The sequence below is a fragment of the Bradyrhizobium sp. 21 genome (assembly GCF_023073335.1).
Classification (GTDB): domain Bacteria; phylum Pseudomonadota; class Alphaproteobacteria; order Rhizobiales; family Xanthobacteraceae; genus Bradyrhizobium.
The window spans coordinates 1-26,510 of sequence record NZ_JADPJG010000028.1 but is presented as its reverse complement, the minus strand read 5'-3'; the positions used below and the strand labels follow the sequence as shown (position 1 = coordinate 26,510).

23 protein-coding genes and 1 pseudogene are annotated in these 26,510 nt (G+C 63.6%); 15 read left to right on the top strand and 9 right to left on the bottom strand.

Features of this window, described 5'->3' with window-relative positions; translation table 11 throughout:
• Positions 1-3 precede the first annotated feature (3 nt).
• From IVB31_RS22645 to IVB31_RS22625, 5 genes are all read left to right on the top strand, one after another.
• Positions 4-1,431: an FAD-binding oxidoreductase gene (locus IVB31_RS22645; protein WP_247327761.1), complete on the top strand. Its 1,428-nt coding sequence runs from the start codon at positions 4-6 to the stop codon at positions 1,429-1,431.
• Positions 1,428-1,865, top strand: coding sequence for a GNAT family acetyltransferase (locus IVB31_RS22640; protein ID WP_247327758.1), 438 nt, complete (start codon positions 1,428-1,430; stop codon positions 1,863-1,865). Before IVB31_RS22645 ends, IVB31_RS22640 begins: the two co-directional genes overlap by 4 nt.
• Positions 1,866-1,998: 133 nt before the next feature.
• Complete coding sequence (locus tag IVB31_RS22635; protein WP_247327755.1) at positions 1,999-2,808, top strand: FRG domain-containing protein; 810 nt, start codon at positions 1,999-2,001, stop codon at positions 2,806-2,808.
• Between the two features lie 95 nt (positions 2,809-2,903).
• On the top strand, positions 2,904-3,833 hold the full coding sequence (locus tag IVB31_RS22630) for a glycine reductase (RefSeq protein ID WP_247327752.1): 930 nt from the start codon (positions 2,904-2,906) through the stop codon (positions 3,831-3,833).
• A 36-nt stretch (positions 3,834-3,869) separates the two neighbouring features.
• Positions 3,870-5,063: a CoA transferase gene (locus IVB31_RS22625; RefSeq protein ID WP_247327749.1), complete on the top strand. Its 1,194-nt coding sequence runs from the start codon at positions 3,870-3,872 to the stop codon at positions 5,061-5,063.
• Between the two features lie 164 nt (positions 5,064-5,227).
• On the opposite strand, the gene IVB31_RS22620 is transcribed toward IVB31_RS22625, so the two are convergent.
• Positions 5,228-5,995 carry an SOS response-associated peptidase gene (locus tag IVB31_RS22620; protein ID WP_247327747.1) on the bottom strand — a complete coding sequence of 256 codons (768 nt, stop codon included), beginning with the start codon at positions 5,993-5,995 and terminating at the stop codon, positions 5,228-5,230.
• Between the two features lie 63 nt (positions 5,996-6,058).
• Here IVB31_RS22620 and IVB31_RS22615 point away from each other — a divergent pair, with 63 nt between their 5' ends.
• The 4 genes from IVB31_RS22615 to IVB31_RS22600 all read left to right on the top strand — a co-directional run bounded on the left by IVB31_RS22615 (position 6,059) and on the right by IVB31_RS22600 (position 7,910).
• Positions 6,059-6,559: a hypothetical protein gene (locus IVB31_RS22615; RefSeq protein WP_247327744.1), complete on the top strand. Its 501-nt coding sequence runs from the start codon at positions 6,059-6,061 to the stop codon at positions 6,557-6,559.
• 32 nt (positions 6,560-6,591) lie between these two features.
• On the top strand, positions 6,592-7,035 hold the full coding sequence (locus tag IVB31_RS22610; protein ID WP_247327741.1) for an NUDIX hydrolase: 444 nt from the start codon (positions 6,592-6,594) through the stop codon (positions 7,033-7,035).
• A gap of 19 nt (positions 7,036-7,054) precedes the next feature.
• Positions 7,055-7,432 (top strand): TIGR02301 family protein, encoded by a 378-nt coding sequence (locus IVB31_RS22605; RefSeq protein ID WP_106945075.1) that lies wholly within the window; start codon positions 7,055-7,057, stop codon positions 7,430-7,432.
• A 211-nt stretch (positions 7,433-7,643) separates the two neighbouring features.
• Entirely contained in the window at positions 7,644-7,910 is a 267-nt protein-coding gene (locus IVB31_RS22600) for a hypothetical protein (RefSeq protein ID WP_007594892.1), read from the top strand.
• A gap of 112 nt (positions 7,911-8,022) precedes the next feature.
• Here the strand turns inward: IVB31_RS22600 and IVB31_RS22595 are convergent, their stop codons facing one another.
• The 4 genes and pseudogenes from IVB31_RS22595 to IVB31_RS22580 all read right to left on the bottom strand — a co-directional run bounded on the left by IVB31_RS22595 (position 8,023) and on the right by IVB31_RS22580 (position 13,278).
• Positions 8,023-8,892, bottom strand: coding sequence for a sulfurtransferase (locus IVB31_RS22595; protein ID WP_247327739.1), 870 nt, complete (start codon positions 8,890-8,892; stop codon positions 8,023-8,025).
• A gap of 178 nt (positions 8,893-9,070) precedes the next feature.
• Positions 9,071-9,214 (bottom strand): annotated as a pseudogene (locus tag IVB31_RS22590) (dihydroorotase); the annotation flags it as partial.
• A gap of 37 nt (positions 9,215-9,251) precedes the next feature.
• Entirely contained in the window at positions 9,252-11,834 is a 2,583-nt protein-coding gene (locus IVB31_RS22585) for a DEAD/DEAH box helicase family protein (RefSeq protein WP_247327736.1), read from the bottom strand.
• Between the two features lie 109 nt (positions 11,835-11,943).
• Positions 11,944-13,278, bottom strand: a complete 1,335-nt coding sequence (locus tag IVB31_RS22580) for a dihydroorotase (RefSeq protein WP_247327732.1) — start codon at positions 13,276-13,278, stop codon at positions 11,944-11,946.
• A gap of 101 nt (positions 13,279-13,379) precedes the next feature.
• Here IVB31_RS22580 and IVB31_RS22575 point away from each other — a divergent pair, with 101 nt between their 5' ends.
• The 6 genes from IVB31_RS22575 (at position 13,380) to IVB31_RS22550 (ending at position 19,898) form a co-directional block, all read left to right on the top strand.
• Complete coding sequence (locus IVB31_RS22575; protein WP_247327730.1) at positions 13,380-14,261, top strand: folate-binding protein; 882 nt, start codon at positions 13,380-13,382, stop codon at positions 14,259-14,261.
• Positions 14,258-14,884 (top strand): DNA-3-methyladenine glycosylase I, encoded by a 627-nt coding sequence (locus IVB31_RS22570; RefSeq protein ID WP_247327727.1) that lies wholly within the window; start codon positions 14,258-14,260, stop codon positions 14,882-14,884. Before IVB31_RS22575 ends, IVB31_RS22570 begins: the two co-directional genes overlap by 4 nt.
• Positions 14,881-15,495 (top strand): HD family hydrolase, encoded by a 615-nt coding sequence (locus tag IVB31_RS22565; protein WP_247327725.1) that lies wholly within the window; start codon positions 14,881-14,883, stop codon positions 15,493-15,495. The genes IVB31_RS22570 and IVB31_RS22565 overlap by 4 nt, the downstream gene beginning before the upstream one ends.
• A 144-nt stretch (positions 15,496-15,639) precedes the next feature.
• On the top strand, positions 15,640-16,146 hold the full coding sequence (locus tag IVB31_RS22560; RefSeq protein ID WP_247327722.1) for a protein-tyrosine phosphatase family protein: 507 nt from the start codon (positions 15,640-15,642) through the stop codon (positions 16,144-16,146).
• A gap of 16 nt (positions 16,147-16,162) precedes the next feature.
• Positions 16,163-17,131 (top strand): NAD regulator, encoded by a 969-nt coding sequence (locus IVB31_RS22555; protein ID WP_247327720.1) that lies wholly within the window; start codon positions 16,163-16,165, stop codon positions 17,129-17,131.
• Positions 17,132-17,180: 49 nt separating this feature from the next.
• Positions 17,181-19,898, top strand: coding sequence for a DUF2339 domain-containing protein (locus IVB31_RS22550; RefSeq protein WP_247327718.1), 2,718 nt, complete (start codon positions 17,181-17,183; stop codon positions 19,896-19,898).
• Positions 19,899-19,901: 3 nt separating this feature from the next.
• On the opposite strand, the gene IVB31_RS22545 is transcribed toward IVB31_RS22550, so the two are convergent.
• From IVB31_RS22545 to IVB31_RS22530, 4 genes are all read right to left on the bottom strand, one after another.
• Positions 19,902-21,590, bottom strand: a complete 1,689-nt coding sequence (locus tag IVB31_RS22545) for a methyl-accepting chemotaxis protein (protein WP_247327715.1) — start codon at positions 21,588-21,590, stop codon at positions 19,902-19,904.
• Positions 21,591-21,875: 285 nt separating this feature from the next.
• Positions 21,876-23,846, bottom strand: a complete 1,971-nt coding sequence (locus tag IVB31_RS22540) for a HAMP domain-containing methyl-accepting chemotaxis protein (RefSeq protein ID WP_247327712.1) — start codon at positions 23,844-23,846, stop codon at positions 21,876-21,878.
• 203 nt (positions 23,847-24,049) lie between these two features.
• The gene (locus tag IVB31_RS22535; RefSeq protein WP_247327710.1) at positions 24,050-25,792 is read right to left on the bottom strand and encodes a HAMP domain-containing methyl-accepting chemotaxis protein; all 1,743 of its coding nucleotides are present in this window, start codon (positions 25,790-25,792) and stop codon (positions 24,050-24,052) included.
• Between the two features lie 279 nt (positions 25,793-26,071).
• A partial coding sequence (locus IVB31_RS22530) for a methyl-accepting chemotaxis protein (RefSeq protein WP_247327709.1) occupies positions 26,072-26,510 on the bottom strand: 439 nt, incomplete at its 5' end.

Genomic DNA, 26,510 nt, shown 5'->3' with positions numbered 1-26,510 from the left:
AGCATGAACGTCAATCAATCCGCCACCCCGCTGCTTGCGCCCGAGCTGATCGAACAATTCCGCAAGATCGTCGGCGAGAAGCATGCGATCACCGATGCGGCGGACATCGAGGCCTATGTCACCGAGGAGCGCAATCTGTTCCACGGCCGCTCGCCGCTGGTGCTGCGCCCCGGCTCGACCGCGGAAGTCGCCGCGATCTGCAAGCTCGCCTCCGCGCACAAAATCGCGGTGGTGCCGCAGGGCGGCAACACCGGCCTCGTCGGCGGCCAGACCCCGCACAATGGCGAGGTGGTGGTGTCGCTGCGGCGGCTGGACAAGATCCGCGAGGTCGACGTCGCCTCCAACACCATGACTTGCGAGGCCGGCGTGGTGCTGCAGATCGCGCAGCAGAAGGCCGCGGACGTGGACCGGCTGTTTCCGCTGTCGCTGGGCGCCGAAGGGAGCTGCACCATCGGCGGCAATCTTTCGACCAATGCCGGCGGCACGGCCGCGCTCGCCTATGGCGTCGCGCGCGAGATGGCGCTGGGGCTCGAGGTGGTCCTCGCCGACGGACGCGTGCTCAACGCGCTGTCGAAGCTGAAGAAAGACAACACCGGGTACAATTTGCACAATCTCTTCATCGGCGCGGAAGGCACGCTCGGCATCATCACGGCAGCGACGCTGAAACTGTTTCCGAAGCCACGGGCGGTCGAGACCGCCTTCGTCGGGCTGAAATCGCCGGACGCGGCCTTGAGGCTGCTGGCGATCGCGCAAAGCGAAGCCGCGAACGCGCTGACGAGCTTCGAGCTGCTCTCGGAGATGGCGGTCGACTTTTCGATCCGCCACGGCATCGACGTGCGCGATCCGCTTGAAGCCAAGCATCCCTGGTACGTGCTGATGGAATTGTCCTCACCCGGCGACGACGCCCGCACGCCGCTGGAGACGATCCTCGGTCGCGCCATGGAGGACGAGATCGTCGACGATGCCGTGATCGCGGCCAATCTCAGCCAGCGCGCCGGCTTCTGGAAGCTGCGCGACGAGATGTCGTCGGCGCAAAAGCCGGAGGGCGGCTCGATCAAGCACGACATCTCCGTGCCGGTCGCCACTGTCCCCGCCTTCATCGCCGAGGCCGACGCCGCCGTGGTCAAACTGATCCCCGGCGCGCGGCCGGTGCCGTTCGGCCATCTCGGCGACGGCAATCTGCACTACAATGTCAGTCAGCCTATCGGCGCCGACACCGCGGATTATTTGGCGCGCTGGCACGAGATGAACGCGGTGGTGTTCGAAATCGTGCTGCGCATGGGCGGCTCGATCTCGGCCGAGCACGGCATCGGCGTGCTCAAGCGCGATGAGCTGCCTGATGTGAAAGACAAGACCGCAATCGAGCTGATGCGACAGCTCAAGGCGATGCTCGATCCGCTTGGAATCATGAACCCGGGAAAAGTGCTGTGAGTGCGCTCAAGATCGACGCGATCACCGACGCTGATGTCGCGCCGGTGGTCGCGCTGTGGCAGCGCTGCGGCCTGACGCGGGCCTGGAACGATCCGCATGCCGACATCGCGCTGGCGCGGCGGCGCGACAATTCCACCATCCTGGTCGGACGCGACAGCGGCGCGATCGTGGCGACCGTCATGGTCGGCCATGATGGCCATCGCGGCTGGGTCTATTACGTTGCGGTCGATCCTGATGGCCGCAAGCGCGGCCATGGCCGCGTCATCATGGCCGCCGCCGAGGACTGGCTGCGCGCCGCTGGAATTCTGAAGCTCCAGCTTCTGGTCCGCCGCGGGAACGAACAGGCCAATGCGTTCTACCAGTCGCTGGGTTTCGAGGAGTCGACCTCGGTGATGTTCCAGAAATGGCTCGACGGCCTCGAGGCTACTGCTTAGTTGCTCGGCAATAGGAGAACCGATCGTAAATTGACGTTGGTCGCCACACCAAAAGGGAGATATGTATTTACACGCAAAGATTGCAACTACTAAAGTGACTTTATTTAGCATTTACAATTTTGGAGAGATTACTTTGAATATCGTCAATGTGGCGAATTGGTCCCAATTGAATGAAGAACTCTTTTCAGAAACTTGGGATCCTAAACTAAAGCGGTACCGATCGACGTTCGCCTACCGTGGCCTTAACGTTCATACCTATCGTTTGGAGAACGGGCTTACGCGCCTTGGAACCCCGTATGACGGGCTGGAGAAAAATCTCATCAAGCAATTCAAGAAGTATGCACATAGCCACGTCACTGAGCGAAGCAGCGAATGGCACTGGATCAGCGTCGCCCAGCATCATGGTCTACCGACCAGACTTCTCGATTGGACCTATTCGCCATTTGTCGCTCTCCATTTCGCTACCAACTCGATAGATGACTTCTCAAGCGATTCGGCAGTCTGGAAAGTCAACTACGCGCAGGTCCATGACCTATTGCAGGACGAACATCGTACTATTCTGAAAGATTTCGGCTCGACGATATTCTCCATTGAGGCACTCGCAGAAAGCATTGAAAATTTGGAGGTGCTCGATTCCAAACACAATGAAATGATGGGTACAGATATCGCGGTTTTCTTTGAGCCACCAGCGATCGACGATCGCATCGTCAATCAATTCGCGTATTTCTCGGCTCTAAGCGATCCAAAACTCTCAATGGATGACTGGTTGTCAAGACCACTGATTGCCGGAAAGGTAGATGCAAAGAAGATCATCATCCCCGCCGCGTTGAAATGGGAGATACGAGACAAGCTGGACCAATCAAATATTAACGAACGGGTCTTGATGACTGGCTTGGATGGTCTTTGTGCGTGGCTGAGGCGCCATTACAAGCCAGTACCCTAGTTGGGAATTTCGCCTTGGCTAATATTGCGTCTTCTGTTGAGGATCGGACCAACTATCTCTAGTCTGTCGCCAACCAAGAACCAGGAGACGCGCCCATGTCCGCTTCGCGCGACGACGAATTCGGCTTTGCGCCCGACTATGATGCCCCCGTCCCCTATATGCAGCGCACGCGGGACTATTACGCCGCGATCGGCTACACCACGGCGTATCGCTGGGCCCATTACACCGAGGCGCCGTTCCAGCCGCTGAAGAAGCCGCTCTCGCAGTCGCGCGTCACCATCATCACCACGGCCGCGCCCTACGATCCGGCCAAGGGCGACCAGGGGCCGGGCGCGGCGTATAATGGCGGCGCGAAATTCTACCAGGTCTATGACGGCGACACGGCGAAGCCGCACGACCTTCGCATCTCCCATATCGGCTACGACCGCAAGCACACCTCGGCCACCGACAACGGCACCTGGTTTCCGCTGCCGCAGCTTTTGAAGGCGAGCGCTGCGGGCCGCATCGGCGAGGCGGCCCCACGCTTCTTCGGCGCGCCGACCAATCGCAGCCATCGCGTCACGCTCGACACCGACGCGCCGGAAATTCTGGCGCGGGCCGTCGCGGACAAGGTCGACGTCGCGGTGCTGGTGCCGAACTGCCCGGTCTGCCACCAGACCACCGCTTTGGTCGCGCGGCATCTCGAGGCCAACGGCATTGCGACCGTGATCATGGGCTGCGCCAAGGACATCATCGAGCACGCCGCCGTGCCGCGCTTCTTGTTCTCGGATTTCCCGCTCGGCAATTCCGCCGGCAAGCCGCATGACCTCGCCTCGCAGGCGCAGACGCTCGAACTGGCGCTCAAATTGCTGGAGACCGCGAGTGGCCCGCAGACCACGATGCAGTCGCCGCTGCGCTGGAGCGAGGACGCCTCCTGGAAGCTCGACTACAACAACGTCGCGCAGCTCAGCCCTGAAGAGCTGGCGCGCCGCCGCGCCGAATTCGACAAGCAGAAGGAGATCGCCCGCGGCAACCGCGCCGCCTGACGTCCTCCGACAACCAAAACAAAAAGGGAGAGCGACGTGACGCGACCGTTCGAGGGCGTGAAGATTTTGGACTTCACGCAGGTGCTGGCCGGCCCTTATGCCAGCTACCAGCTCGCATTGCTGGGCGCCGATGTCATCAAGGTCGAACGCCGCGAGGGCGAGGACATGCGCCGCACGCCGCTGTCGCGCGAATGGGCCGAGCGCGGTCTGGCGCCGGCATTCCAGGCCATCAACGGCAACAAGCGCAGCCTGACGCTCGACCTGCAAAAGCCCGATGCGATCGCGATCGTGAAGAAGCTCGCGAGCCAGGTCGACGTGGTCATGGAGAATTTCCGTCCCGGCGTGATGGACAAGCTCGGCATCGGCTATGAGGCGCTGTCCGCGATCAATCCAAAACTGGTCTATTGCGCGGTATCAGGCTTCGGCCAGACCGGGCCCGACCGGCTGCGTCCCGGCTATGACGGCAAGATGCAGGCGCTGTCGGGCATCATGGCGATCACGGGCCACCCCGAAACGGGCCCGACGCGCGCGGGTTTTGCGGTGTGCGACGTGCTCTCGGGCGCGACCGCTGCGTTCGGCGTGTCGAGCGCGCTGTACCAGCGCGACCGCACCGGCAAGGGCCAGCTCATCGACGTCTCCATGCTGGAGGCAACGATGGCGTTTCTGTCGGGCCAGATCGCGGACTGGTCGGTCGCGGGCCATCGCCAGCAGCTGTCGGGCAACCAGGCGGTGAGCCGCAGGACCACGGCGAACTTGTTCAGATGCGGCGACGGCCACATCCTGCTCGCCGTCAACAACGAGAAGCAGTATCGCGCGCTGATGTCCGCGCTCGGCCGCGAGGACATCCTCACCGATCCGCGTTTCGCCGATTGGTTCGCGCGCAACGAGAACGAGCCGGCCCTGCGCGCCATCATTGAGGAGGCGCTCGCGGCGAGACCCGCGCGCGAATGGGAGACGATTCTGGAAGATGCCGGCGCGCCCTGCGCCAGCATCTGGAAGGTTGAGGAGGTGATCGACCATCCGCAGATCAAGGCGCGCGGTGCGATCCAGGAGCTGGACACGCCCTACGGCCGCCTGCGCTTTGCCGGCAGCGGCTTCAAGCTCGCGCATGGCGGCGGCCGGTTGGACCGGATGGCGCCGGAGCTGGGGGCGGATACGGACGCGGTGCTGGGCGAGCTGGGGTTCGATGCGGCGGAGATCGCGAGGTTAAGGGCAAGGGAGATTGTGTAAGGCGGCGGCTAACATTCAGTGTCGTCCCGGCGAAGGCCGGGACCGATAACCACAAGATTGAGTTTGGCGAAGACTGCCCACGACCATCTCGGTCCACAACTCTCCCTGGGGGTATGGGTCCCGGCCTTCGCCGGGACGACACAGAGTAAATGGCACCAGCTGGCCTAGAACAACGATCCCTGCCCGTCATCTGACGACGGAGCAGCAACCTTTCGCACCGCCTTTTTGGGCTTCGCGGCATCCGCCTCCGCCTCGATCTCCTCCGCGCTGATCGGCAACAGCAACTGCTCGTCATCATTGGCGACGCGGTTGACGCGGGTGGAGACCGGGTGCCAGGCGAATTCGCCGAGGCGCGGGGCGGTCAGCAGCGGCAACACGGCATCGACGTCATCGCTGCTTCTGTCGAGCCAGCGCTCGAAATCGCGCGGGCTGATGGTGACGGGCACGCGGTCATGCAGCGTGGCGAGATCCTCACCCGCCGCCGCTGCCGTGACGATCGCGACGGTGTCGACCTCCTCGCCGTTCGGCCCGGCCCAGGTCTCGAACAATGCGGCAAAGCCGAGCGGCTCGCCGTCGGCGCGATGGATGAAGAAGGGCTGCTTGCGGCCCCCCTCCGTCTTCCATTCGTAATAGCCGTCGGCCGGGATCAGGCCGCGCCGCCGGCGAATCGCGCGTTTGAACGCGGGTTTCTCCAGCACCGTCTCGGAGCGGGCGTTGATCAGGAGCGTAAATCCCTTGGGATCCTTGACCCAACCCGGCAACAGGCCCCAGCGCATCAGGCGAAAATGCCGCGCGCCGTTCTCGAGCAACACGACCGGAATCGGTTGCGTTGGGGCCACATTGTACCGAGGCGGGAAGTTCGGCTGCTCGATGTAGCCAAACAGTTGCCGCAAAGCCGCGGGGGCCGAAGTTATGACGAAGCGTCCACACATCCTTGGGCGTCTATATAGGGTCCGTTCAGGTCCTTTTAACCCCGAACGTTAACACTGCGGCAGATGAGCTCAACGGTCTCCCAGCCGGCGCGAATGCATGGACAGACGGGCCCCGGGTCCGATGGCTGGGCCGAGCGGCTGCGCGTGGCCAATATCAACCCGCGGACCGGGCTTGCCACCGACTATCTCAACCATTTCAATGAAGCCGTGATGCTGCTGGAAATGGTCCCGGACATGCCGGAATGCGCTGAAGATTTTTTGACCTGGTCGCCGCTGTCCTATGCCGAGCATTTCACGGCCTCGAACTTCAAGGCGCGGGACCTGGCGATCGAGGCCTACGAGACGGCCGACCCGAACGTGCGCGCCCAGTTCGACCACCTCGCCGACACCATGACCTCGATCCTCACAGCAGTCGGCTCGGCCATGCGCGAGGTCGAGAAGGACACGACCCGCGTTCGTCTCGCCGAGCAGGCCGCCCTCTGGGTCAAGCCGCTGATCGCGGCCTGTGGCGGCATCATCAATGGCGGCGCGGAAGCCGACGTCGACACCATCATGGCGAACTGAGCCCAAGTACTTGAAGTCAAGTAGGTGAAGATATGCCTGCGGTCGTCCAGCCCACCCGTCCCCAGATCGCGGTCAGTGGCGCGATTTTTCGTGACGGCAAGGTGCTTCTGACCCGCCGCGCGCGCTCGCCAGCAAAGGGGTTCTATTCGCTGCCCGGCGGCCGGGTCGAGTTCGGCGAATCGCTGCACCAGGCGCTGGCGCGCGAGATCGACGAGGAGACCGGGCTCGAGATCGACATCATCGGCCTCGCCGGCTGGCGCGAAGTGCTGCCGGCCGCGGCCGGCGCCGGCCATTATTTGATCATGTCCTTTGCCGCCCACTGGGTGGCCCGGGAGCCGGTGCTCAACGACGAGCTCGACGATTACCGCTGGATCGCCCCGGATGCCCTGGCGAGCCTCGGCGACCTCAAGCTGACCGGGGGGCTGGAAGAGGTCATCCAGTCCGCCGCGCGGCTCGCCTTGCGTCCCCAGCCATGACGAGGCATACACCCCGCCGATGTCCACGCGATTTCTGGCTATTTTTGCCCTGATTCTCGCCTGCGCCTCCGTGCCCACGAGGGCCCAGGACGGAGCAGCGCCGTTTGACGGCGATTTGCAGCGGCTGGCCGAGATTCTCGGCGGGCTGCATTACCTGCGCGGCATCTGCGGGTCCAACGAGGGCAACAAATGGCGCAGCGAGATGCAGGCGCTGATCGATGCCGAAACCCCCGCGGGCGAGCGCCGCACGCGCATGATCGCCGGCTTCAACCGCGGCTATAACGGTTTTCAGCAGACCTACCGGAGCTGCACGCCGGCCGCGACGGTGGCGATCCGCCGCTACATCGAGGAAGGCTCGAAGATCTCGCGGGATCTTACGGCGCGTTACGCGAACTAGGTGCCTCCCTACATGGTTCGAGACGCGCGCGAAGAGCGCGCTCCTCACCATGAGGAGAGGGCTGTGGAACGCCACAACGGAACTCTGTCATCGTCTTTGTACACAGCCATTAACCGTTCCTAAAGATGTGGCCTAGCGGGCCTTAATGCGCGTGCTACACCTCTGACACAGCGCATCGCCGTGGATCGCGCCCCAGCCCTGATCGAGTTTCATGAGCCATCCAGTGTCTTACGCTCCCGCCCGCGCGCCGCTGCCCGATCACGAGCAGAAACAGGCCGCACTGAGCTATCTCAACGAGGCCTGGGCCGAAGCGCGCCATGACGGCGTCGACGGCGACTGCCTGGCGCAGGCGAGCCTGTTTGCGGCCCTTGCCGAGCTCGTCGGCACCTATGGCGAGGACGCGGTGGCGAAGTTCGTCGAAGGCTTTCCCGGCCGCATCCGCAACGGCGAATTCTCGGTCGACATTTCCAGACAGTAAGCACCGTCGCGAAGTCTGCCATGTCTTATCGCACGGAAGCCTCTTCGCTCGCACAAGCATTCATCTTGCGCCAGCCGGGAGATGTTCCCGCTGCGATCGGGAATGCGCGCCTTTAATCCGTTTCGATCGGCAGCGCCGGATCCCTTGCCCACTCGCCCATCGAGGCGTCGTACAGCGTCAGCTTGTCGTAGCCGAGCTGCGTCAGCAGCAGCAGGTCGATCGTCGCCGAGATGCCGCCGCCGCAATACAGGATCACGTTCTTGTCGCGGGTGACGCCTTGGGCTGCGAATTTTGCTCCGGCATCGGCGAGCGTCGTCAGCGTCTTGTCGGCATTGGTGAGCGTTGCCGCTGATACGTTGACGCTGCCGGGAACACGACCGGGACGGCCGTAGCGGCTCGGCTCGAGGCCCTGATGAAATTGCGGCCCGAGCGCGTTGACGATCACGGTCGAGGGATCGCCGATCCGCGCCTTCACAACATCCTTGTCGACGAAGAGGCCCGCGCGCGGCACGGCCGTGAAGGTCGTGGCCGGGTAGCCCCTCGGTGCGCCGGTCTCGATCGGCCGCCCCTCGGCTTTCCACTTGTCAAAACCGCCATCGAGCACCTGCGCATCGACGCCGAGCGAGCGCAGCATCCACCAGAACCGCGTCGCCCACATCATCGTGCCGATGCTGTAGAGCACGATGGTCTTGCGCGCATCGAGGCCGTGGCGGCCGAATGCGGCCTCCAACTGGGCCACATCAGGCATCATGAAGAATTGGTACGCGGAGGCGTCGGAGAACTCGCCTTGCAGGTCGAGACAATCGGCGCCCGGGATGTGGCCCGCCTCGAACGTCTTGTCGCCGGGCACCGCGCGATAGGGCATGTCGCTGCCTGGTGGCACCGGCTCGTTGTAGGTCGTGCAGTCGTAGAGGCGCAGGTTGGGATCGCCGAGCTGGGCTGCGAGTTGCTCGGTGGTGATGAGGGGTGTTGGTTGGGACATTCATTCCTCCCTCAGCGTCGTCCTGGCGAAAGCCAAGACCCATTACCACAGGATCAAGTTGTGGCGCGCAAGTGTTGGCCACCAGTCATCGCAACAAAAGCAGTCGGGGTAATGGGTCCTGGCTTTCGCCAGGACGACACCGGGTGTGCGGAACGCTTGTGCCGCTTACCTGCAATCCCTACGCCTTCAACGTCTCCAGAAACCGCACCGGCTCACCTTGCGAGGCCGTCACGAGTTCACCCTGGGGGGTCCAGCCGGCCTTGGACGCGACCCATTTGTTGGTGATGGTCTCGCTGCGCTTGAGATCGACAGCGGTGAAGTCGGTGGCGTACCTGACGGTCCGGTAGCGCTATCCGCGGTTACTCGGTAGGCACGCCCAACATCTGCGTACCTTTCACGCGCGCAAATATCGCTTCCGGCTGCCACTCCGCTCTGATCGCGAAAGCCTCCATCTCCGAGATACGCTGAAGCGGAGGGATACGCTGCAACGCAGCGATTGATTGCATAAAGTCATCAAATAATTGGCGGAATGGCGCGACCGTTGCCAGCCACATATCTTTTGATGGAGCCGATTCGCGTGATCGTTTTACACTGAGAGATACGATTACAAACCCGAGAACTCTATCGCCCGGAAAGCTATTCGTCACCCATTCCGAGTGATTGAAGCCTTGACCAATATCATCCAGATTGATCATGCCTTCCGATTTTTTCTTCGTCTTGAGTTCAATCAGAATAGATTCCTTCGAGCTTTCGCTTCTCCAGAGAACATCAAGAGTACAGGCATTATCTTCATCCTGCTCCGGCCTTGTGGCCACAAATCCCAAAACATCCCCTAAAGCTCGCATAGCTTCTTCATGCTGACTTGCTGAGGCACCTGGATCGAACAGCGGAGCCACCGACCGTTCCACCTTTGAAATTTGATCATTCTGATGGCGAACGTCGCTAGCAAATATCTCCATCAACCGTGAATGAAGTCGATTGATCGGCTGAGCTGCGGTCGTAACGGAAGAGGTTGTTGCAGGATATGGCAGAGCCATCAACGTGTGAATTCGCCCCCTGGCCTGCGAATATTGCTTCGCTGCAGATTCGATATCCCCCTGCAGTTCGAACGTGTGTCCCAACTGTATGTTGTACCAACCCGCCAGACGCCGATCGGCCACAACAACTTTATCTACCATTGAGGCCAAGGCCTCCCGCGCAGCACTAGCATTGCCATCCCACATTTGAGCGGCGAACTCGGCTTCTGTTAATGCGGCGCCGGTGAGTATTGCATCACTTTCTGCAGCCTGCGCTTTTTGATCAGCGCTTATGTCAACACCAGAGATAGAATCCTGATAGTATTTGAGCCAGCCGGGGTCTCGATCGACAACTTGGTTTATGAGGCCCGGAAACTGCTGAATGTCTTTGATCTTAAATTGGCCCACAAGCGATCGCCCCAACAACAATTGCTTCCGCAACAATTCGGGCAAAAGGGCAACATTTCTCGGAGTAGACAGCCAGTTGACTATACGCTTTTCAGACACAAAGATGATTGAGAAATCATTTCTACCGCGGTTCGTTCGACCGAACATTTGGGTTATTCGATTAGCAAGTTTCGCAGCGTAGGAATTTCTCATCTCTAAGCTGTCGTAGAGATAAGTCTCCAGGAGCGAGAATCCGGTCGGCAATCCATCTACCAACATCACACGACAGGTGGAGTGCGGCAAGTCAATCCCATCCACTCGACCGACTAGAATGAAGGTACTCGGATTAATTGAGCGCCTAAATTCGTCAAGCTTCTCTGTGAACTCTGAGGCAGTTGGCGGCGTTGAAAGCGCTTTATACTTTGAAGCCGCAGGATAGCTCGGCGTTGAGATAAGAAGCTTATTCTTCGCCGACAAGCATGTCGCCAAGGTGACATCGCCAACGTTTGGAACACCACCATTGGTGAGATTGCTTCTCTCGGCGAGCACAATAAGCCGTTCCCCCATGCCCGCATCGCTTTCCGGCTCGATCTTGTTGGAGGGCTTCCGGCCAAACGCTCGGCAAAAATCAACCTCGCTGGTCAGTGTCGCGGAGAGATATATCCGGCGGATCTCAGGATCTGTCAGATATGCGAGTCGCTTCGACGGCAAAAATGCTGGGCAAATTTCAACCGAGTCTTGAGAAAAGAGGATAGTGCAGGCATTCAGGTGATCCGCCAAATGCCCCAGAGGGAAGGCAATCTCGCTCACTTCCGCCTCAGCCTCCCGAAGGAGGCTGAGTAGCACTCCCTCTCTCACAATCGAAACCACCGCACCGGGAGGCAGTAGCGCGACACGATAAGAAGAATCTCCCTGCAATATTCGCGCAAAATAATCGGTACGACCGACTGCTTCAAAATGCGGAGCCGCAAGTTGAGCCAATCGAGAATAGATCCTTGGAAACTTCCCCTTGTCTATACGAAGGGTGAAGCAGTCACGGATGATCTTTTCGGCTACATGAGCATCATCAAAAATGATAGCGCCCGGCCTGTTATCGCGGGCGAACACGGTTCTGCTGTTGAATAGCGCCTGATAGTTCGTCAGACAAAAACCTTCGCCCGTCGAATAGCTGTCGTTGGAAAAACGGCCGGCAACTCTGGTACAATGCGTGAACCCGAGCTTTGTAGTTATCTCTCGTGAAGTTTGCGCGACGAGATCGTTGGTTGCGCACACGTAGAGAACTCTAGCAACACCTTCATTGATCAGGCTTTGAGCGATTAACAGACCGACAACCGACTTACCGGCTCCTGTATGAAGAGAGATGAGAGTATCTCTGAGGTGGCGACCGGTATGCCACTGCTCAAGAGCCTTCGATTGCCCCTGCCAAAGGTCGTTCGGGGTGCCGGCTAGTGCGGGCGTCGCGCGAAAAATTTCGATCGGATTGGTCGACCGCCTAGCCGATGCGGGACGATTCAAGCTATTGAAATCAAAAGTCGCCATTTTCCGCCCTAATTTTATTCGATTAATGGCACTCTCTACTTGTTACAACCAATCGCTGTCAAACGGTTCGCGAGTCCCTAACAAGGTTCCAAGCGAAGAGGGAACAAACCTACTGCTTCAACGTCTCCAGAAACCGCACCGGCTCGCCCTGTGACGCCGTCACCAGTTCGCCCTGCCACATCACGCGGCGGCCGCGGATGAAGGTGCCGACGGGCCAGCCCGTGACGCGGACGCCGTCATAGGGAGTCCAGCCGGCTTTGGAGGCGACCCATTTGTTGGTGATGGTCTCGCTGCGTTTGAGATCGACGACGGTGAAGTCGGCGTCGTAGCCGGCGGCGATGCGGCCCTTGCAGGCCATGTTGTAGAGGCGCGCGGGGCCGGCGCTGGTGAGGTCGACGAACCTTGCCAGCGACAGGCGCCCGGCATTGACGTGATCGAGCATCAGCGGCACCAGCGTCTGCACACCGGTCATGCCGGATGGCGAGGCCGGATAGGTCTTCTGCTTCTCTTCCAGCGTATGCGGGGCGTGGTCGGAGCCGAGCACGTCGATGATGCCCTGCTCGATGCCGCGCCAGATCCCGGCGCGGTGATCGGCGCCGCGCACCGGCGGGTTCATCTGCGCCAGCGTGCCGAGCCGCTCGTAGCATTCGGGCGCGACCAGCGTGAGATGATGCGGCGTCGCCTCGCAGGACGCGACGTCCTTGTGGTCGCGCAAAAACTCGATCTCTTCCTTGGTCGAGATGTGCAGCACGTGGATGCGCTTGCCCGTCTCGTGCGCGAGCTTGACCAGCCGCTGCGTCGCCATCAGCGCCGCGGTCTCGTCGCGCCAGACCGGATGCGAGCGCGGATCACCCTCAATACGCAGCGACTTGCGGTCGTTGAGTCTGTATTCGTCCTCGGCGTGGAATGCGGCGCGGCGGCGGATCACCTGGAAGATGCGGCGCAGGCTTTCGTCGTCTTCCACCAGGAGCGCGCCGGTCGAAGAGCCGATGAACACTTTGACGCCCGCGCAGCCCGGCGCGCGCTCCAGCACCGGCAGGTCCTGCACGTTCTCGCGGGTGCCGCCGATGAAGAAGGCGAAATCGCAATGCATGCGGTGATGCGCGCGTTTCACCTTGTCGGTGAAAGTGGCCTCGGTCACCGTCAATGGCGAGGTGTTCGGCATCTCGAACACGGCTGTGACGCCGCCCATGACGGCGCTGCGCGAACCGGTCTCGAGGTCTTCCTTCTGCTCCAGTCCGGGCTCGCGGAAATGCACCTGCGTGTCCATGACGCCGGGCAGGATGTGCAGGCCCTTGCAGTCGACCACCTCGGCGGCGGAAGCCTGCGACAGCGGACCCAACTCGGCGATCCGGCCGTTGGTGATGCCGATGTCGCGAACGCCCTCGCCGTCCTGGTTGACGACGGTGCCCCCTTTGAGGATCACATCAAAACGCTGGGTCATGGCGGATGCCCTCTCTCATCCCCAAGCGCGGGGCTCGAGGTCTTGTCGTTTAATCCCTGCGGGCTTACGTTCCGGAGCAACATGTCGCAAGAGATTTTCACATGAAATCAGCGTTTCTTCCCGACCGGGGTGTGGTCAAGGTCGCGGGCGAGGATGCGCGCAACTTCCTCAACGGCCTCGTCACCACCGACGTCGACAAGCTCAAGCCCGGCCTTGGGCGATTCGGCGCGCTGCTGACGCCGCAGGGCAAGATCATCGTGGATTTCCTGATCACCGAGGTGCCCACGGGCCATGGCGGCGGGTTCCTGATCGACTGCCCGAAAGCGCTGGCCGAGGGCCTCGCCACCAAGCTGAAATTCTACAAGCTGCGCGCCAAGGTCACGGTGGAAAACCTCTCCGACGATCTCGGCGTGCTCGCGGCCTGGGACGGAGAGCCTGCGGCTCAGCCGGACCTCGCCTTCGCCGACCCGCGCAATGGGGAGCTCGGCACTCGCATCCTGATCCCCAAAGATCTCAAGCAGAAGCTGTCCGACCTGATCGGCGCCGAGCTGGTCGATGCCGCCGACTACGAGGCGCACCGCATCGCGCTCGGTGTGCCGCGCGGCGGGCTCGATTTCATGTACAGCGACGCGTTCCCGCACGAGACCAACATGGACCGCCTTGCCGGCGTCGATTTCGACAAGGGCTGCTATGTCGGCCAGGAGGTCGTCTCGCGCATGCAGCATCGCGGCACCGCGCGTACCCGTAGCGTGAAGGTGCTGCTCGACGACCTCTCGCCGGAGGCCGGCGTCAGTGTTATGGCCGGCGACAAATCCGTCGGAACGATGGGTTCGTCGGCGCAAGGCAAGGGCATCGCGCTGGTGCGCATCGACCGCGTTGCCGATGCGCTCGATGCCGGCCAGCCGCTCACCGCCGGTGGCCTCGCTCTTACGCTCGCCGAACCTGAAGTCGTTCGTATTCCCTTGAAGCAGCCCATCACATGAGCCGTGCCGCCCGCCTGCATCCCGACGGAAAGACGCGTTGCCCCTGGCCCGGCGAAGATCCGCTCTACGTCGCCTATCACGACACCGAATGGGGCGTGCCGGAATATGACGACCGCGCGCTCTATGAAAAGCTGATCCTCGACGGTTTTCAGGCCGGCCTCTCCTGGATCACGATCCTGCGCAAGCGCGACAATTTCCGCAAAGCCTTCGACGATTTCCAACCGGAGAAGATCGCGCGCTACAACGAGAAGAAGGTCCACGCGCTGATGAACGATGCCGGCATTGTTCGCAACAGAGCCAAGATCGACGGCGCGATTTTGAGCGCGAAGTCTTACCTGGAGATCATGGAGAAGGGCCCGGGCTTCTCAAAACTGCTGTGGGACTTCATGGACGGAAGGCCCAAGGTCAACAATTTCAAGACCACCGCGAGCGTGCCGGCCTCGACGCCTTTGTCGGCGCAGATATCAAAGGACCTGTCATCACGCGGCTTCAAATTCGTCGGCCCGACCATCGTCTACGCCTTCATGGAGGCGACCGGGATGGTCAACGACCATCTCGTCGACTGCCATTGCCACGCGAGCTGCGGCAAGTCGCAGCGCAAGCCGCGCCTCAAGACCAAATGACGGCGAAGAAGACTGCACGGGATGTAGCCTCTCGCGCCTGGCAGCGCATGCTGTCGGGCCGAAGGCTCGATCTGCTCGATCCGTCCCCGCTCGACGTCGAGATCGCCGACATCGCGCATGGTCTGGCGCGCGTCGCGCGCTGGAACGGGCAGACGACAGGCGCGCATATCTTCTCGGTCGCGCAGCACACGCTGCTGGTGGAGGCCGTGATGCGGCATGAGAACCCGCGCGTCGATGAACGCATGCGGCTCGCAGCCCTGCTGCACGATGCGCCCGAATATGTCATCGGCGACATGATCTCACCGTTCAAGGCGGTGCTCGACGGCCATTACAAGGCTGTGGAGAAGCGCCTGCTCGGCGCCATCCACATCCGCTTCGGCCTGCCGCCGGCGCTGCCCGACGAGATCACGCTGGCCATCAAGGCCGCCGATCGCGGTGCGGCCTATCTGGAGGCGACCGAGCTTGCCGGCTTCAGCGATGCCGAGGCCCGGCGCCTGTTCGGCAGGGACCCCGGCCTGTCCGACAGCGTGCGGCGCGACTATCTCACGCCCTGGACGGCGGCGCGGGCCGAGAAGCAGTTTCTGGAGCGGTTCAACGCGGTGTTTGTGTGAGCATCATCACTTCGTAGGGTGGCAAAGCGGAGCGAGCCCACCAAACTCCGCAAGAGGTGCGCGAAGCGAAAGGGTGGGCACGGCGCGAAGCGCCTTTGCCCACCCTACGGGCGCTCGCTATAATCAGCGACAAAAAGGTCCGCCATGATCCACGTCTGTTCCCTCGCCGCCCTTCCCGAAACCGTCCGCCTCACCAAGGCCAGCCATGTGCTGACCGTGATGGCCAATGTCGAACAGGTGGCGCGGCCGGTGTCGGTGTTGCCGGCCAACCATCTCAAGGTGTCGATGGACGACATCACCGAGGAGATGGCCGGTTTTGTCGCGCCCTCGGAAACGCATATCGAGCAGGTGCTGAACTTCGTGCGCGGCTGGGACCGCAATGCGCCGCTGGTGGTGCATTGCTATGCCGGCATCAGCCGCTCCACCGCGAGCGCCTTTGCCGCCGTCTGCGCCCTCAATCCGGAGCGCGACGAGATCGAGATCGCGAAGAAGATCCGCGCGGCCTCCCCCATCGCCTCGCCGAACCGGCGCATCGTCGGCCTTGCCGACCGCGCGCTGGGGCGCAACGGCCGCATGCTGCGCGCGCTCGACGAAATGGGTCCAGGCGCGATGATGGTCGAAGGCCGCCCCTTCGTGATCGAGCTCGAATGACCGCTGCGATCACCGCATGAGCGAAAAGCTGCTGACGCCGATCGAGATCGGCCTGACCGCCGCGATCGCCGCAATCGAGGATCATGAGCCGCTGATCCTCACCGCGCGCGGCAGTGACGGACTGGCCGGCCTGCCGTTCGGCCCATTCGATGCGCTCAGCCATCGCACTTTCGAGATCGGCCTGCGTGCCTGGGTCGAGGAACAGGCGGGCCTGCGGCTCGGTTATGTCGAGCAGCTCTACACGTTTGGCGATCGCGGCCGGCACGCGGAGGCCGGCGACACCGGCGCGCACATGGTGTCGATCGGCTATCTCGCGCTGACGCGCGCCGTCGGCGGCGAACTCGCAGCCACGGGTGCGAGCTTCGAGCCGTGGTATCGCTTCCTGCCCTGGGAAGACTGGCGCGAGGGGCCCCCGGCGATCATCGCGCGCGACATCATCCCCGCACTGACGACATGGGCCGAGGACGAGACGCCGGAGACGACGCGCGCACTGCCGCGCAAGGATCGCGTGCGGTTCTATTTCGGCCTCGACGGCGCGCCCTGGGACGAGGAGCGCGTGCTTGACCGCTACGAGCTCCTGTACGAGGCCGGGCTGATCGAGGAAGCCCGGCGCGACGGCCGCCCTGCGGCATTAGCGCGCAAGGCGCTTGCCCCGCTCGGCACGTCCATGCGCTTCGACCACCGCCGGATTCTTGCCACCGCGATCGCGCGGCTGCGTGCAAAACTGAAGTATCGTCCTGTGGTGTTTGAACTTTTGCCCGCCGAGTTCACACTCACCGAATTGCAGCACACGGTGGAAGCGATCTCCGGCCGGCACCTGCACAAACAAAATTTCCGCCGCCTGGTCGAAATGGAAGCCCTGGTCGAACCGACCGGGGTGATGTCGACACAGACGGGCGGACGTCCGGCGGCGCTCTACCGCTTCCGTCGCGACGTGCTCCAGGAGCGGCCCGCGCCGGGCTTGCGTGTACGGTCCCGGCGCTAGACTTTAAGATTCGCGACCGGCCCCTGCCCGCCGGTTGCCTGGAGGCTTCATGTTCGACGGCCCGTTTGATTTCTTTGCGCTGATCATCGCGATCGTCGCTTTCCTGATCGCGATCAAGGCCTCCAACCAGGCGGCCGAGCTGCGCCGCCGGCTGAGCTCGCTCGAAGAGATGTTTTCCGCGCAACGGAGGGTGCAGCCGCCGCCGCTAATGCCCGCGCCGGTGCAGGCTGCAGCGCCCGCAACGACTTCCGCAGAGCCGCCGCCGCTTGTCCCCGAAGCCGAGGCGCCGCCGCCCCCCCTCGTCACCGAGGATGCTTCACCGCCCCCGCTCGCAGCGAGCTCCACGGCCGATGCACCACCGCCCCTTCCCGCGCCGGCGCCTGATCTTAGAGAGCCTGGCTTCGAGGAGCGTCTCGGCACGCGCTGGGTGGTATGGATCGGCGGCCTCGCGCTCGCGCTGGGCGGCTTCTTCATGGTGCGCTATTCGATCGAGGCCGGCCTGATCGGCCCCGGCGTACGCGTGTTCCTTGGCGGCGTGTTTGCACTGGCGCTGCTGGGCGCCGGCGAATGGTCGCGGCGGAAGGAGAGCATCTCCAACATCCAGGCGCTGCCGATCGCCAATATCCCTGCGATCCTCACCGCGGCGGGCACGGCGGTGGCGTTTGCGACCATCTACGCGGCTTACGCGCTCTACGGCTTCCTCGTGCCCGCGACCGCCTTCGTGCTGCTCGGCCTCGTCGCACTCGGCACGCTGGCCGCAGCGCTCTTGCACGGGCCAGCGCTCGCGGGCCTCGGCGTGGTCGGCGCCTTCGTCACGCCGATCCTCGTCTCCAGCGGCAAGCCGGATTATTGGGCGCTCTACATCTATCTCGCCATCGTCACCGCCGCGAGTTTTGGTCTCGCACGCATCCGGCTGTGGCGCTGGCTTGCGGTGACCACCATCGCCTTCGCCGTGCTCTGGATTTTTCCGGGTCTCGATATCGGCGAATTGCAGGTCGCGCCGCATGCTTTCCATGTGATCGCAGGCTTCGTGCTGGCCGCGCTGCTCGTCGTCTGCGGCTTCATGTTCGGTCCGGCGATCGAGGACGGCGAGATCGAGCCGGTCTCGTCGAGTTCGCTCGGCGCCTATCTGTTCGGCGCCATGTTGATCGTGCTGTCGAGCGCGCATGCGGATCTGGCGCTGATCGCCTTCACGCTGCTCGTCGGCGCCACGCTGCTCGTCGCCTGGCGCGCCCCGGCGGCAACGGGCGCGCTCGGCGCGGCCGCCGCGACCGTGTTCGTCGTGTTCGCCGAATGGGCGGTGCGCGCCAATCCGGACATGCTGGTGCTGCCGGGCGGCCCCATGGCCGGCGTCGGCCCGGTCGCGACCGATAGCTCGGTGACGCTGCATCTGGTGATGGCCGCGATCTTCGCCGCCGGCTTCGGCATCGCGGGCTTCCTCGCGCAAGGCCGTTCGCACTCGGCGATCATTCCGGTGGTGTGGTCGGCGGCAGCCGTCGCGACGCCGATCGCGATCCTGGTGGCGCTCTACGCACGCATCGCGCATCTCGACCGCTCGATCCCGTTCGCGATCCTCGCGGTACTGCTCGCCGCAGCCTTCGGCGCTGCGACCGAAGCCCTTGCGCGCCGCGAGACCCGGCCGGGCGCCATGATCTCCACGGCCTTGTTCGCGACGGGCACGCTAGGCGCGCTGGCGCTGGCGCTGACGTTTGCGCTGGAGAAGGGCTGGCTCACCATCGCACTGGCGTTGATGTCGCTCGGCACCGCATGGATATCGATGCAGCGGCCGATCCCGTTCCTGCGCTGGCTGGCCGCCATCTTCGCCGGGCTGGTCACCGCACGTATCGGTTACGATCCGCGCATCGTCGGCGACGCCGTCGGCGCCACGCCGATCTTCAACTGGCTGTTGTGGGGCTACGGCCTGCCGGCGGCCTCCTTCTGGGCGGCGAGCCTGTTCCTGCGCCGCGGCGATGACGACGCGCCGCTGCGCATGGTCGAGACCGCCGCGATCCTGTTCACCGCGCTGCTCGCCTTCATGGAGATCCGGCACCTCGCGACCGGCGGCAACATGACGGCCGCGCCGTCGCTGCTGGAATTCGCGCTGCAAGTCTGCGTGACGCTCTCGATGGCAATCGGGCTGGAGCGGCTGCGGCTGCGCAGCCGCAGCGTCGTGCATAATGTCGGCGCGGTCGTGCTCACGGCGATCGGCGGGCTCGTCGGCGTGTTCGGCCTCCTGATCCTGGAGAACCCGCTGCTGTGGCGCACCGATGTAGGTGGCGCCGTATTCAACCTGCTGCTGCTCGGCTACGCGCTGCCGGCGGTGCTGATGCTGCTGCTCTCTTATGCGGTGGTCGGCGAACGCGGCAAGGCCTACGCCAACACGATCGCGGGCGGCGCGCTGCTGTTCGCGCTCGCCTATGTCACGCTGGAGATCCGCCGCTTCTATCACGGCCCGATCCTCTCCACCGGCCCGACGACGGGCGCTGAGCAATACACCTATTCGATCGGCTGGCTCGGCTTTGGCGTGGTGCTGCTCGGCGTCGGCATTCTCGTCATTTCCGAGCGGGCGCGGCTGGCCTCGGCCGCCGTGATCGCGCTGACGATCCTGAAGGCCTTCGTCATCGACATGTCGACGCTGACGGGCGTCTACCGCGCGCTGTCGTTCATGTGCCTCGGCATCGTGCTGGTCGCGATCGGCTGGCTCTATCAGCGCATCCTGTTCCGGCGGCAGGTCACGCCGCCACCGGCTCCCCAGGCGGGTATTTGAGGATCAGGCCGCGCGGACCGATTCCAGGAACTGCGCGACCTCGACCTTGAGCCGTGTGCTGTCGCTCGCGAGCGACTTCGCCGCCGACAGCACCTCGGTCGAGGCCTCGCCGGTCTCGATCGCGCCACGCTGCACGTCGGTGATGTTCGACGAGACCTCCTGCGTGCCGACCGAGGCCTGCTGCACGTTACGCGAGATTTCCTGCGTGGCCGCGCCCTGCTCCTCGACGGCGGCGGCGATGGCCGCAGACACCTCGGACAGCCGCTCGATGGTGCCGCCGATCTCCTGGATGGCATTGACCGATTCCTGCGTCGCCGCCTGGATGCCCGCGACCTGCGCCCCGATCTCGCCGGTGGCTTTCGCGGTCTGCTCGGCCAGCGCCTTGACCTCGGAGGCGACGACCGCGAAGCCGCGGCCGGCTTCGCCGGCTCGGGCGGCCTCGATGGTCGCGTTCAGCGCCAGCAAATTGGTCTGGCCCGCGATGGTATTGATGAGCTCGACGACATCGCCGATGCGGGACGCCGCCTGCGACAGCTCGTTGACGCGCGCGTTGGTCCGCGTCGCCTGTTCGACGGCCTCCGCCGCCATCCGCGCCGAATCCTGCACGCGGCGGCTGATCTCGGTGATGGAGGACGACAGCTCTTCCGACGCGGATGCCACAGCCTGCACGTTGGTGGAAGCCTCCTCCGAGGCGGCGGCAACGACGGTCGCGAGCTCCTGTCCGCGCTGCGCGGTGCCGGTCAGCGTCGACGCGGAGGCCTCGAGCTCGGTCGAAGCCGACGACACGGTGCCGACGACCTCGCCGATCATGGCTTCGAACTTGCGGGTGATGGCATCGACGCGGCGGCCGCGTTCGATCTTGGCTTCGGCGTCGGCCGCGGCGGCCTCGTCGGCGGCCTTCTTGGCGATCAGCGCCTCCTTGAAGATCTGGAGCGCATCCGCCATCGAGCCGATCTCGGTCCTCTCGCCGCGATGCGGTACCTCGGCCGAGAGGTCGCCCTCGCCGAGCGACTGCATCGGGCGGATGATCGAGGCGATGCCACGAGAAACGTCGCGCACGAGATAATAGGCCGCGCCGATCGCGATCACGACCGAGAGCACGATGATGCCGACCAGCACGCGGAAGATCATGGCATAGCTGTCGGCCGCCTGCTTGGTCTCCAGCTCGGCGCCCCGGTTGTTGAGCTCGATGCCCTTCTGGAGCAGCGGGTCGGCAGCCTGGGCCATCTTCGCGACCTTGGTCTGCAACAATTCGTTGGCTTCAGTCGGGAACCGGCCAACGCCCTTGCGCGACAGCGCCATCACGTCCTGCACGCCGTTCAGATATTCGGCCCACGCCTTGCTCCATTGTTCGTTGAGCGAGCGTTCCTCGGCCGAGGTGATCAGCGGTTCGTAGACCTTGCGGGTCTGGTCGATGCGCTCGCGCAGTGAAGCGAGGCGCTTCTCGGCGGCGTCCTTGCCCTCAATCGTGTCCTGCATCAGATGCAGGCGGAGCGCGACGCGCAGCTCGTTGATGTCGGCACGAAGCGAGCCGAGCGCGCGCACGCTGGGCAACCAGCTCTCCGCGATCTCGACCGTGTGGGAGTTGATGTTCTGCATGGTGCCGATCGCCGTCACGCCGACACCGGCGAGCGAGAGCACGAGGACCGACAGCACCGCCAGAAGCTTGAAGACGATCGACAATTTCGACATCACGACAAATCCCGATGTTACCTAGCAACGCGCAAAGCACCTGCGCCGTCATCGCCGCCACGATGGCGAGACGGAGGTCAGTTCAACAATGCTGGCTGGTTCTTATCCCGTGAGATTGCGCTCATAGTTGCAAACAGGCGTTAACAGGAACCTACGTAAAACTACGGGACAGCCCCGACCGTCATTATTTCTCCTGCAACCATCTGTTGCAGCTGCACCGACACCGCCTGCTGCGACGCGAGTGCGCCGTGCTTGCATTGCAGCATTCAACGGAGATGGACGCCTTCACGCCGCCCGTACCGACTCCAGGAAGCGCGCGACCTCGCTCTTCAGCCGGTTGCTCTCCTGCGACAGCGATTGCGCGGCCGAATGTACCTGCGCCGAGGCAGCCCCGGTTTCGCTTGCGCCACGCTGGACGTCGCCGATATTCGCCGAGACTTCGGAGGTGCCGTTCGCGGCCTGCTGGATGTTGCGGGAGATCTCCTGCGTCGCGGCGCCCTGCTCCTCGACCGCGGCGGCGATGGCCGACGAGATCTCCGACATCCGCGCGATGGTGTCGCCAATCTCCTTGATCGCACCGACCGAGTCTTGCGTCGCGTTCTGGATCGCACCGATGTGCTGGCCGATCTCGCCCGTGGCTTTCGCAGTCTGCTCGGCAAGCGCCTTCACTTCGGTCGCGACCACGGCAAAGCCCTTGCCGGCTTCGCCCGCCCGTGCCGCCTCGATCGTCGCGTTGAGCGCCAGCAGATTGGTTTGGCTGGCGATGGTGTTGATGAGTTCGACCACGTCGCCAATGCGGGAGGCGGCCTTGGTCAGCTCGGCGACGCGCGCATTGGTGCGCTGGGCCTGCTCGACGGCGACGTCGGCAACACGCGCCGATTCCTGCACCTGACGGCTGATTTCGGAGATCGAGGAGGTCATTTCCTCGCTCGCGGACGACACCGACTGCACGTTTGCGGAGGCCTCTTCGGAGGCCGACGCCACGGCGGTGGCAAGCCCGTTGCCGCGCTCGGCGGCCTGGGTCAGCGTGTTCGAGGACGCCTCCAGCTCGGTTGCCGCCGACGACACGGTCTCGATGATCTCGCCGACCGCGCCTTCGAAATTATCGGCGAGCCTTTGCATGTCGGCCTTGCGCTGCTGGCGCCTGCGCACATCGGCCTCGACCTGCTCAGTGCGCAGCCGCTCAGCCTCCGCCATGTTGGCCCTGAATACCTCGACGGCCCCAGCCATCTCGCCGATCTCATCCCTGCGCCCGATGCCGGGAACGGAAATCGAAAGCTCGCCGCGCGCAAGCCGCGTCATCGCATCGACCATGCCGGCAAGCGCCTTCGAGATCGAACGTCCCAGGAGGAAGCCGACCGCGGCGAGCACGGCGACGGCAATGGCGAAGGCGACCATCATCCACATGCGCACTGCATCGCGGGTCGCAGCTTCCGCAACGTCGGCCTGCTTGTAAAGGCCTTCGACTGTATTGCTCACCTCGACCATGCCCGGCTCGAGCTCGCGGAAGGTCTTCATCATGCTGGCGTCAAGGGCGGCGCTCTGCTGTGCAGTGTCTACCCACGCTGTGAACTCGGACTGGTATTTCTGCAGCTTGGCCGTGATGTCGTTCATCACCGCCATAGGGACTGCGACGACCTCTATCGCCTTGGAGAATTCGACCGCGGCCTTCTTCATCTCGCCGATGTATTTTGGGTCGCGCCGCAGCATGAAGTCCTTCTCATGCCGGCGCATCATCAGCATCCAACTCGTGGTTCTGGGATCGTCGATCTCCTTGAGCTTGGCCTCGATGTCGTGCACCGCGGCGCGGAGCGAGCCGGACAGGCCCAGCGTCTCGTTCAGGCCGAGCCGGGTCTCCGCAGCCACCAATTTGCCGAAGTCCGACGCGTATCGTTTGAAGCCATCCTGGGCCTGCTTCATCCGGTCGGACAGCGCGCTCATGCCGCCGGCCGCCATCAGCCGCTCGACCTCCTCGAAGTCGCGGTTGATCGGTCCGATCAGATCGGCATGCGCCTTGGCGTAGCTTTCGTTCCGGCGCTGCTGAAAGTTCTTCTCGTTCCGGCGCGCCTCCAGCATCTCGATCGAGAGTTGCTTGTCGAGATCAGCGATCGCACGAGCGCGGTTGGCATCGGCCCGGGAGGCGTCCTGGGAGAGGCTGCCGATCTGGTAGATTGCGCCGAAGGCGGTGAGACCGACGAGACCGAAAAGTCCGATCGCCATGACCTTGTGCGTCAGACGGATGGAAAGGCCGCTCATGAATCTGCTCCAAACGATCAATACGCAATACAAGGAGGGCGACTCGGCACCCGGAATATTGCGGAGATCATGACTGCATCGGTTTTCCGGAAGGTTAACCGTGCAGATCTTTGCGCTGCGCTATTCAACCGCGAACGCGTGCGAACCGCCGTGCGTCTCGCGCGGCGGTTGCAGTCGGCGGATGATCGATGAAGGCGGCCGCGTCAGGCGGCGCGCACGGTGTCGAGGAATTTACCGACTTCGAGCTTGAGGCGGTTGCTGTCACCGGACAGCGATTGCGCGGCCGCCAGCACCTGCGAGGACGCCGAGCCGGTCTCGCCCGCGCCGCGCTGCACGTCGGTGATGTTCGACGACACTTGCTGCGTGCCTTCGGCCGCCTGCTGCACGTTGCGGGATATCTCCTGCGTCGCCGCGCCCTGCTCCTCGACGGCCGCTGCGATGGTCGAGGAGATCTCCGACAGCTTCTCGATGGTGTTGCTGATGTCCCTGATGGCGCCGACCGAATGCTCGGTCGCGGTCTGGATGCTGGCGATCTGCTGGCCAATCTCGCCGGTCGCCTTCGCAGTCTGCTCGGCCAGCGCCTTGACCTCGGAAGCGACCACGGCAAAGCCGCGGCCGGCCTCGCCGGCACGCGCCGCCTCGATGGTCGCATTGAGCGCCAGCAGGTTGGTCTGGCCGGCGATGGTGTTGATCAGCTCGACCACGTCGCCGATCCGCGTCGCGGCCTTCGACAGTTCGCTGACGCGCTCAGTCGTGGTGCGGGCCTGGCCGACGGCTTCGCTGGCCACACGCGCCGATTCCTGGACCTGCCTGCTGATCTCGGTGATCGAGGACGACAGCTCTTCGGTCGCAGAGGCCACCGACTGCACGTTGGTCGAGGCTTCCTCCGAGGCTGCGGCAACCACCGTCGTGAGCTGCTGCGTGCGCTCGGCGGTCGACGTCAGCGTCGTAGCGGATGCTTCGAGCTCGGTCGAGGCCGACGACACCGTACCGACGATCTGGCCAACGGCGCCTTCGAAACTGTCGGCAAGCTTGCGCATCTCGGCCTTGCGCTGCTTGGCCGCGATCTGGTCCTGCTGCATCTTGGATTCGGCTTCCTGGCGCGCCTTCTGCTCGGATACGGACTTGAATTTTTCGACGGCGCCGGCAACGCCGCCGACCTCGTCCTTACGGCCGAGGCCCGGCAGCACCACGGCGAAGTCGCCGCCGGCGAGCTTCTCCATCGCGGCGGTCAGGGCGCGCATGGGACGGGCAATGCTGAAGATCGAGAAGACACAGGCGCCGATCAGGACGAACGCGACCAGCACGCCTGCGATCAATGACGTCCGCGCAACGGACGCAGCCTCCGCTTCTGCCGCCGTCCGCGCCTCCCCACTCTTGCGCTTGGCGAAGTTCGTGATTTCGTCGGCGAGCTCCGATATTTCCGCGTTGATCGGCGCCAGCGTCTCCTTGCGGATGCGGTCGACCTCAGCGGTCAGCTTTGCCAGTTGCGTCGCCGCTTCGCCGTCCTTCTTCGAATCGAGCGCCAGCTCCTGCTTGCGGATCGCCTCGATCTGCGCCTCGCCCTTCTGGAAATTGCCGATCAACACCGTCAGGCGATCGATACGCTTGTGGTTCTCCGGCGATTGCGAGAGCCTTGCCATTTCGCCGGAGAACTTCAGGGCCGCCGTCTGTCGGTCGTTGAAATAACTGACGGCCTTCTCCATCTCGGCCGGCGAGCCGGACGTCAGGATGTCGCGAATGCCGATCTGCATTCCCCGGACCGACGCCTTCGCTTCCGCGGCGTTTTGTGCGATCGCCTGCTGTCCCGATGCTCCATTGCTGAGCTTCTGGACCTCGGCCCCTCCGCTCATCTGGAGCAGGATCATCAGCGCGACGAGCGCGATGGTCAGCGCCGAGGTGATGGCGAGCTTGGTGCCAATTCGCAGGTTCTGAATAAACATCATCGAAAACATCCCCGGGATACGCATTGTCGCGACGAAGCGCGTGAACAACCGGGGAGATTAGTCTGCGAGCTTTCCATTAACGTTAAGCGCGAGGCGACGCTGCTTGGTAGAAGTACGGAATACGCTGCTCAAGCCGCGGAATCTTCACAACTATCCCGCGCAATTGAAACGGGCCTCTCGGATTAGCAGAGAACGCCTGCTAATTTTCTCACGCGCGCGTCGTCGCTTCGCGCACGGAGCCGGGCTCGCGCAGTGCTTGCGACTGCGCGCGATGCCGCCTCAGGCGGCGCGCACGGTGTCGAGGAATTTGCCGACTTCGAGCTTGAGGCGGTTGCTGTCGCCGGACAGCGATTGCGCCGCCGCCAGCACCTGCGAGGACGCCGAGCCGGTCTCCCCCGCACCGCGCTGCACGTCGGTGATGTTGGACGACACCTGATGGGTACCTTCGGCCGCCTGCTGCACGTTGCGGGAGATTTCCTGTGTCGCCGCGCCCTGCTCCTCGACGGCAGCTGCGATGGTCGAGGAGATCTCCGACAGCTTCTCGATGGTGTTGCTGATGGCGCTGATGGCGCTGACCGAGTCTTGCGTCGCCGCCTGGATGCCGGAAATCTGCTGGCCGATTTCGCCCGTCGCCTTCGCGGTCTGTTCGGCGAGCGCCTTGACCTCGGAAGCGACCACGGCAAAGCCGCGGCCGGCCTCGCCGGCACGTGCCGCCTCG